At 56.4% G+C, this 7,437-nt stretch carries 7 protein-coding genes; 5 read left to right on the top strand and 2 right to left on the bottom strand.

Annotated features, from left to right (window positions below; genetic code table 11):
* Positions 1-356 precede the first annotated feature (356 nt).
* Complete coding sequence (locus tag HW932_RS21180) at positions 357-2,258, bottom strand: VWA domain-containing protein (RefSeq protein WP_176978439.1); 1,902 nt, start codon at positions 2,256-2,258, stop codon at positions 357-359.
* Between the two features lie 278 nt (positions 2,259-2,536).
* Here HW932_RS21180 and HW932_RS21175 point away from each other — a divergent pair, with 278 nt between their 5' ends.
* The 4 genes from HW932_RS21175 (at position 2,537) to HW932_RS21160 (ending at position 5,451) form a co-directional block, all read left to right on the top strand.
* On the top strand, positions 2,537-2,683 hold the full coding sequence (locus HW932_RS21175; protein ID WP_176978438.1) for a hypothetical protein: 147 nt from the start codon (positions 2,537-2,539) through the stop codon (positions 2,681-2,683).
* Positions 2,684-2,932: 249 nt separating this feature from the next.
* Complete coding sequence (locus HW932_RS21170) at positions 2,933-3,907, top strand: ATP-binding protein (protein WP_176978437.1); 975 nt, start codon at positions 2,933-2,935, stop codon at positions 3,905-3,907.
* 149 nt (positions 3,908-4,056) lie between these two features.
* On the top strand, positions 4,057-5,142 hold the full coding sequence (locus HW932_RS21165; RefSeq protein ID WP_176978436.1) for a DUF3150 domain-containing protein: 1,086 nt from the start codon (positions 4,057-4,059) through the stop codon (positions 5,140-5,142).
* Positions 5,143-5,244: 102 nt separating this feature from the next.
* Positions 5,245-5,451 carry a hypothetical protein gene (locus tag HW932_RS21160; protein WP_176978435.1) on the top strand — a complete coding sequence of 69 codons (207 nt, stop codon included), beginning with the start codon at positions 5,245-5,247 and terminating at the stop codon, positions 5,449-5,451.
* 117 nt (positions 5,452-5,568) lie between these two features.
* On the opposite strand, the gene HW932_RS21155 is transcribed toward HW932_RS21160, so the two are convergent.
* Positions 5,569-6,498 (bottom strand): hypothetical protein, encoded by a 930-nt coding sequence (locus HW932_RS21155; RefSeq protein WP_176978434.1) that lies wholly within the window; start codon positions 6,496-6,498, stop codon positions 5,569-5,571.
* Positions 6,499-6,866: 368 nt separating this feature from the next.
* Between HW932_RS21155 and HW932_RS21150 the strand changes: the two genes are divergently transcribed.
* Entirely contained in the window at positions 6,867-7,391 is a 525-nt protein-coding gene (locus tag HW932_RS21150) for a helix-turn-helix domain-containing protein (protein ID WP_176978433.1), read from the top strand.
* Positions 7,392-7,437: the final 46 nt, after the last annotated feature.

Raw genomic sequence — 7,437 nt, 5'->3', positions numbered from 1 at the left:
ATGTGCCAGTCGTACATATTCGCCTTGTCTCCAAACTTCGCATGCACTACTGATGTTTTTACACAACACTCGGTGGCACATCAGATGCGATTTGTTGACCGAACGGCGTAAGAATTTAGGGGGATTTTATGTTTTTTTATCAAAAGGCATAGTTTTTTTGTTGGCATTTTCTGTGATGCACGTCTCATTTTTGGTATTTTCTAAACACAAGCGACCTAAAAATAAGTGTTTGCTTTGACTGGACAGCCACTCTGGATCTGGATTTTTTGGTCGTTAGTGTTCAGAAATCCTCAGTCGAAGATCCGTGGCCAGAAAAAACCCGACACTCATAGAGTGCCGGGTGCGTTCAGTCGGGGTTAGTGGCGCCTCAACGCCGTCTGAGCCATCTGAAAAACAGCCTCACGTAGATCGGCCACATCATGGATGATGCGATGATCTTCGTCGAAGATAGCCGGCATGAATCGCTCCGTACCGACGCCGATGCCGACTCCTAGCACGATCATACCATTCTGACGTAGCCGCCCCACGAGCGAGCGCGAGGTCGATGGCCCCCCATCCGGATCGCCGTCGGTCATCACGATCATAACCTTCTTGTCCTCCTTTTGGTTGAGGAGCACCCCACTGACCGAAACCAGTGCCTCGGCCAGTGGCGTTCCGCCGCCATTGGGGATATGGAACCGCTGCCGGGCGCTACTCAGGCGCTCTCCATGACGCAGCATGGAAAGCAGGCGTCCGTTGTGGAACGCAGAAACCCCCAGATTCACTCGTGGAAGCACATCAACAGCCTCGGCAATGGCCAACGCACTTGTGTCGGCTTCCTGGATCCGTCCGTTCGTCATCGATCCGGAGGCATCGACCAGGATGTGCATCGCAGCAGCAATCGTGCGTGCCTCCTCCTGAGCACGAAAAACCCGCCCATCCCCAATCGCTGTCCGTGCCAGACGTGATGCCATCAAACGTCGACCGTCCATCCGAGCACGCGGACGAACCCGCGCCTCCCCTTCTAGCAGCGTGCGTAGCCGCTGACGCAATGGCCCGCTTAATGCTCTAGCCACCTCCACATTGGCATACTGCCCCTTCCCGTTCCAGAAGCGCCCCCAAGGAAGCGCCGATACGGTAGGGGCAGCGCAACGGCTGGCTTCCATAGCCAGAGCCTGACCGAGGCGATCCCCCAGGTCTGTTGCCAGATCATCCGACACGCCATTCGCGCCGGCTCCCTTCGCCGCCAGTTTCCTCAGTGTCGCGCGTTGGTCCTGTTCTGACGGCGTATTCCCGGCTCCGGAACTGGTCCCCGGCTGTTGCCCGGCTTCGGCTTGTTGCATCGTGCTTGCGCCGCCGGACTGGCTTCCATCCGTCGAGGCGTCACCCGGCTGGCCTGCACCATCGCCAGGCGCCCCATCCGTTGCGGATGGAGTGTCCGTTCCCTGTCCACTCTGATCAGATCCTCCCGACGTGGGCGAATTGTCCGCCTGATCACCCGATGTTCCATCCTCTTTAGAGTCCGGCTGGTTTCCAGGTTGATCGTCCGCCGCACCCGATGACGACGCCTCTTGCGAGGCGTCGGATTGACCACCGGTCATCGGCTGAGGCTGCGTTTGTTGCGTTTGGCTTTCGGCCTGAATGAGATCCAGGACCGCCTGGGCCATCCACGCCGTGTCCTTCGTCGCCTCTTTTCCAGACCGCAGATACGGCAATCCCACCAGCAACGCTTCCAGCTTGCGCCGAAATGTCATAGGAAAAGTTGCCTCAAACACGCTCTGAGCCTGGCGATCCACCGCAGACAGTGCCGATTGTTTCAGCACCCGATGTCGCCGGCTGATCAACAGCCAGCTGGTCAATACGACCTCGGGTTCGTCGCCCAGAATCGGGGGCGCGAAGGCATCCGGATCTTCAGATACCAAATGCCCAACCAGATCGGCGAGCACCGGGGCCATCCCAGGAAAGTCCGCGATCAAGGCCCGTTCGATCCGCACGTCCTCGAGGATATTGAGGATGTGCTTGGCTAGCGGTCCCTGCTGCGCAAACGCCTGAAACACACCCATGTCGGTGTTACGGATATGGCTGGCCTCATGACCACCGTATCCATAGGCTTTGACGCGCAACGAAGGCGCGCCGTCAATCGGCAGTGCTGGGATGTTGATGGTGTGACCATCGGTTGAGGCTTGATAGCCGCCGATGTGGATCTCGACCCCGAGCTTACCCCCCAGCGTCTTGAGGACAACAGGAAGGGCTTGTTCAATGACATTCATGCCAGTCATGGCGATCTCCTCAAAAAAGTGCCCGGCGACAGGCCGTGGCTTCATGTGTGGCTTGGCGTAACACCGAGCTCTAATAGGAGTTGTCGGGCAGGAAAAGTCGTTGCCGATTCCGATACTTGTGGCGCATCGCTTGAAAACTTCTAACTGGATATAAGCTACTTAAAAGCTATCAAAAAGATAGATAGCTATTCTTCGCTCATGTCGTCGCGGAATTTTTTTGTCACGCAACTCCTCTTGAAGTTCTCGCATCCCGCGAGGACATTTTGAGGAATCAGTCTATGAAAACTCTGATGACCGCTTCTGTCTTGGGTGCACTCTATTGGGGTGCCAGCGCCCTCGGTTTTTCCGTAGGCAATGATCTCGGTGATGCGATTACCGAGCGTTTGACCGAAAGGGCGGTGATGATCGACGAGTATTCTCGTTAATCATCGCCCTCCCGGACATCCCGGGTCGCCGCACGGCTTCCCCGGACGTTCCGACGTCAGCACCGCCTTGCGGTCCGCTGACTTGAGTCTGTTGCGCGCCATGCGCCTCCAGACCTCTCCCTAAACCCCTTTCAGCCATGCTGTTAGGGGTTTTTTTCTTGCCCTGCAACTCCTCGTGGAGCTTGGCGCATCCGCTAAGCCGCACCCGAAGCCAAGGCATCCCGCCTGGCACTTTCTGAGGAAATTCGCATGACCATGCAAACGCAAAAAATCGAACTGTCCGTTTTCGTGCCAGGTGCCCAGGGCACCGTTATGGGCTTCGCGCCCGGACATGAACTGTCATCATTCGTCCCCAAGCCGACGACGGGGTATCAATTCCCCAAGACGGCACTCCGGGATATGTTTGCCTTTCTCGGGAGGGCGGACGGGGATGGGCTTTTTCTCAGCGGCCCAACAGGCTGCGGAAAAACAAGCCTGATTCTCGAGGTGGCGGCCCGACTCAACTGGCCTGTTCGGCGCGTCAACGGACACGCACGGCTCGAGGTTCACGAACTCATCGGAAGCATGAGTTTGGCACCGGTCAAAGGCGGGGGCGCGGCAACGCGCTTCCAGCACGGACCACTGGCCATGGCCATGCGTGAGGGCTCGATCTTCATCTTGGATGAGATCGATCTCCTCGATCCGGCGATCTCCGCTGGACTCAACGCAATCCTAGAGGGAAATCCTCTGGTGATCGCCGAGAACGGTGGCGAGGTCATTGTCCCTCACCCTAACTTCCGGTTCATCGCGACCGGAAACACGGCAGGACTCGGTGACGATACCGGTGCGTATGCCGGAACCGTGACCCAAAATCTGGCCTACATGGACCGTTTTTGGGTCGTCCAGGTGGGCTACCCGACTCAAGACGTTGAGGAGCAGATCCTTGAAGCCCGGTTTTCAGGACTCTTGGACCAGCGTATCGCAACGTCGATGGTTCGCGTGGCCAACGCGGTTCGTGAGCAATTCATTGGAACTGGGAACGCGGGAGCAACCCTCTCGATCACGTTCTCCACGAGAACACTGATTCGCTGGGCGCAGATCCTGCTGCATATATCCCGCTCGCCGATCGAGGGCAGCAAGCTAGAGTATGCCCTTGACCGCGCGCTAACCATGCGGGCAAGACCGCATGAGAGAGAGGCGATCGTACAGATCGGTCGTTCGATCTTCGGATCGGCGTGGACCTGATCAATCTCTCCTGATCGACCCCCACCCCATCAGTCTTTGGCTGATGGGGTTTTTTCTTGCCCTGCAACTCCTCGTGAAGCCTGGCAATTCCGCCAAGCCGAATCCGAAGCCAAGGCATCCCGCCTGGCATTTTTTACGAGGAAAAAGTCATGACCGACATCACAGTTCTCAATCAAATCAACGTTGTGTCCATCGACATCTCCAGTTGGTCCGGCGGGGCTAACCTGAAGAAGGAGGACATTGGGGTCGACATCCCCGATCGCGCCTTCAGTTTGGGGCGGAAGTACCTGATCGCCCCGGAACGCATCTCGCCGTTTTCGACGATTCGTCGTCGGGCGCGCGAGCGTTGCCTGAAGGTCGGCACTCGATTCGTTGGAGGTTTTGCCATTCCGGCCAATCAAGGCGTTATGGATGCGCTTACCGCCGACTTGGAGGAAATGCGCCTAGAGTTCGAGAACAAAAAGGCTCAACTGCTGCGCGATTTTTCTCGTGTTGTAGATGAGTGGATCAGCGAACCCGAGGTAGCGCCGTATGAAGAGCTCATACGGGCGTCGCTTCCCAGCCTGAAATCGATTGAGAGACGGATTCAGTTCCGCTACTCGACTTTCCAGGTAGGAGCCGCTCAGTTCACATCGATCGCACCGCTTCAATCAGAGGTGGCAGAGCTAGCAACGAACCTTTTCACAGAGGTGGCGGAAGACGCGGGCCAGCTTTACAGGTCTTTTTTGGACCGCAATCTGCGAGAGGGGTTAGAGAAGCTGGATTGGAACTTCGGTTCCAGAAAAACCGTCCATGCGCTGACCAATCTCCGCAACAAGCTCAAGGGGCTGGAGTTCCTTGATTCCAGAATCCCACCGGTCGTCGATGAAATCGATCGCACGGTGAAGAGCCTGCCGGAACAGGGAAAGCTTGAGGGAGCCGCGATGCGCAACCTCTGCTCGTTGTTGATCATCCTCTCGGATGATCAGCGGATGCTCCAGCTTGGCGAAGGGCTGCTGAACGTAAGCACCGTCGTCCAGGATGAGTTCGGCAATTTGTTACAGCGACAGGCGACATTGCTTGCTCCGTCCGTGCAGCCAGAAGATGTCAAGACGCCGACAGCGTCTGAGACCACGCCTTCAAACGAGGAGGAGAACGAGTTCCCGGATGTCATCTGGGAAGAAGCCGCCGACATGCAGTCGGCACCTCCGGTGATGCCGACGCTCGATATGTCGAACTTCACCCTCGACTTCTAACCCCGACCCCGGTCTCCCTTTGGGAGCCGGGGTTTCCTTTTTTTGTCCGTCAATTCCTGTTGAAGCCGAAGTCTGTTGCTGAGGCATTGAGAGGAACGTGTGATGAAACACCACAAGAAGGCACAAGCGACATACGGTCGCGCCCGTTTCACTATTTTCGAGCGTAGCCGGCGCGCCGTGCGCGCCATGAAGCGCCGTCAGCTGGCCCTCCACATCGGCCAGGTCGCGGCATTTGCGGCCCTCATCGGGCTGCTCGTTGTAGCTGTTGCCGGCTACGTCGCCGCTCCGGATCCGTTCTATGGACCGTAGTGTCTGATCTCCACCCGCCCCCAATGGCCTTGCTGTTGGGGGCTCTTTCTTTTGTGCGCGCAAAAAAATGCCCGCTCAGCGCGGGCAAATCAAAGGCCAGAAAGAAAGAGTCTGAGCCTAAGCGGAAAGGGACAGTGCGGTCGCTTGCGCTTGCCGTGCAGCCTCCATTGCTGCGGCCCGCGCCCGTTCTTGCTGGACGTGGTTTGCCCAACGGATACGGATGGACTTGACCCAATCCGGCAAGGTCTCAAATTGAAAATCCTTGGAAGGAACGGCTTTGCGCACATGGTTGCTGCGAATCGCTGCAACCGATTCCCCGTTGTCGGGGCGCTTGGCGGACATCACGATACCTGTCACAAAGACCGCCATGCCGACTGTGACTACTTTGCGATAAGAGGGAGCGTGCTTACCAGCAATCTCCACTGGAATCAGGAGTTGTGGACTGTCAGCTTGGCGAAGCATGAAGATCAAGCGATCCCGCTCATGATCTTGGTCCCGAACCAGCATGGGGGCACCGTCGACGAAACCAGCTAGTTCGATCGTGTTACTGACGGGGGTAAATGTCTCTGGAAGCTCAAAACTGTCAAAAGCTCCGTCGTTTCCTGACAGATCCAATTGTGAAAAATCCCCTGTAGTCCGCATATCGAGTAGCGTGGGGCGGTCGATCAGTTTGGCAACCAATCGGGCGTAACGACCTGCTTTGACATCATCGTCATCATCACCCTTGATGCCGGAGTAGACATGGCAGATCAGCTTGACATTATCTGCGACTTTGAAGTCATCCGGTATCCGATCTCCCCGCTCCAAGTGGATAGGAATCAGTTTGCTCTCATCGGCTGATCGAGTGATCTTGATGATTTTTTTTTCGTGATCGATTTCATGGATTTTACCCACAAGCCAGGCAACGTTGCGGCAACCGGCCACATAGGCATACTTGTGGGGCTTATCGGCTTCGTGTAACGGAATCACACGTATTTCTCCTAAGCGTTTATGGATGACAAATTTCCGCTCAAGGCGGACTGCCGCCGTGTGCAGGCGGCAGGTCAAGCGCGCTCCCCTCGCTCCCACAGTGTCGCCGCCGATGGAACTGACGCTTACCGTTACAAGCCCTTGCGCTTGTAATGGGGGAGGCGTGCACCGGGTTTAGGTCTGCAAGCCCTTGTTTCGCAGAGCAATCTGCTCCAGCGCAACGCAAGCCGCCCTTTGGCGGACCAACAAATGAGACACAAAAAACGCAAAATACATGCTAACATTATACAGCCAAAAGTACAATGCACAAAAGCGTTAGCGCATATCTGATTTAGTGGAAAAAATAAAAAAGACGTGTAATGATGGCGCGAAAATTGCCGCCAGCCGGCTCTCTTTAACTTCTCTAATCCTTTCCTAACCCTTTCGATTTTAGGAGCCGTTTGAAGATGACAAAAGCCAGAAAAAAGTTAGAGTTCCCTGGCGCCGCCTTGATTAGTGCTCTCCATACACGGGCGGAAGAACTTGGCGTGGATCGGCATCAGATGGCTGCGGCCTTGGGCATCACCTATCCCTATCTGCGGGCACTGTCGAGCGGTGGTCGTCCCATTTCGGGCTTGAGCGAAGAAAAGCTGCGAAACATGGCGGATTTCTTGGGATGCACCTTCGGGCAAGTTCTGATGAAGGCAGGAATCCTTCGTCCAGAGGATTTCGTGGACACACGAGAAGTCAGCATAGACGTGCAGCTTGAAGGGGTCGTTGCGCTGATGCGCAAGCATCAGGACTGGAGCAACGTGGCCCCGACCGAGGAGGAATGGGCATCGCTGTCCCGCCCTACCCGGTTGGGGGTCGCCATGCTTTGGGAGCGCGAACTGGGGCGAGAGTTGCTACAGAAGGTGCCTTTGGTGATCGTGGAAAGGGCATCAGAGAAGATGTCAAAGTCGCCTAAAACGACGATCAAGCAAGCAGGTTGAGATGCTGTTCCTTGACCTCCTCCCCGCCCTGTCAGGAGGACTCGTA

The sequence above is a fragment of the Allochromatium humboldtianum genome (assembly GCF_013385175.1).
In the GTDB taxonomy this organism is placed as follows: domain Bacteria; phylum Pseudomonadota; class Gammaproteobacteria; order Chromatiales; family Chromatiaceae; genus Thermochromatium; species Thermochromatium humboldtianum.
Note: the sequence above shows the minus strand (reverse complement) of the source record. Positions and strands in the feature narration are given on the sequence as shown.

Coding starts and splice junctions, on each gene's coding strand:
- HW932_RS21150 (WP_176978433.1), top strand. CDS start 6,867: ATGACAAAAGCCAGAAAAAAGTTAGAGTTCCCTGGCGCCGCCTTGATT.
- HW932_RS21165 (WP_176978436.1), top strand. CDS start 4,057: ATGACCGACATCACAGTTCTCAATCAAATCAACGTTGTGTCCATCGAC.
- HW932_RS21175 (WP_176978438.1), top strand. CDS start 2,537: ATGAAAACTCTGATGACCGCTTCTGTCTTGGGTGCACTCTATTGGGGT.
- HW932_RS21160 (WP_176978435.1), top strand. CDS start 5,245: ATGAAACACCACAAGAAGGCACAAGCGACATACGGTCGCGCCCGTTTC.
- HW932_RS21170 (WP_176978437.1), top strand. CDS start 2,933: ATGACCATGCAAACGCAAAAAATCGAACTGTCCGTTTTCGTGCCAGGT.
- HW932_RS21180 (WP_176978439.1), bottom strand. CDS start 2,258: ATGACTGGCATGAATGTCATTGAACAAGCCCTTCCTGTTGTCCTCAAG.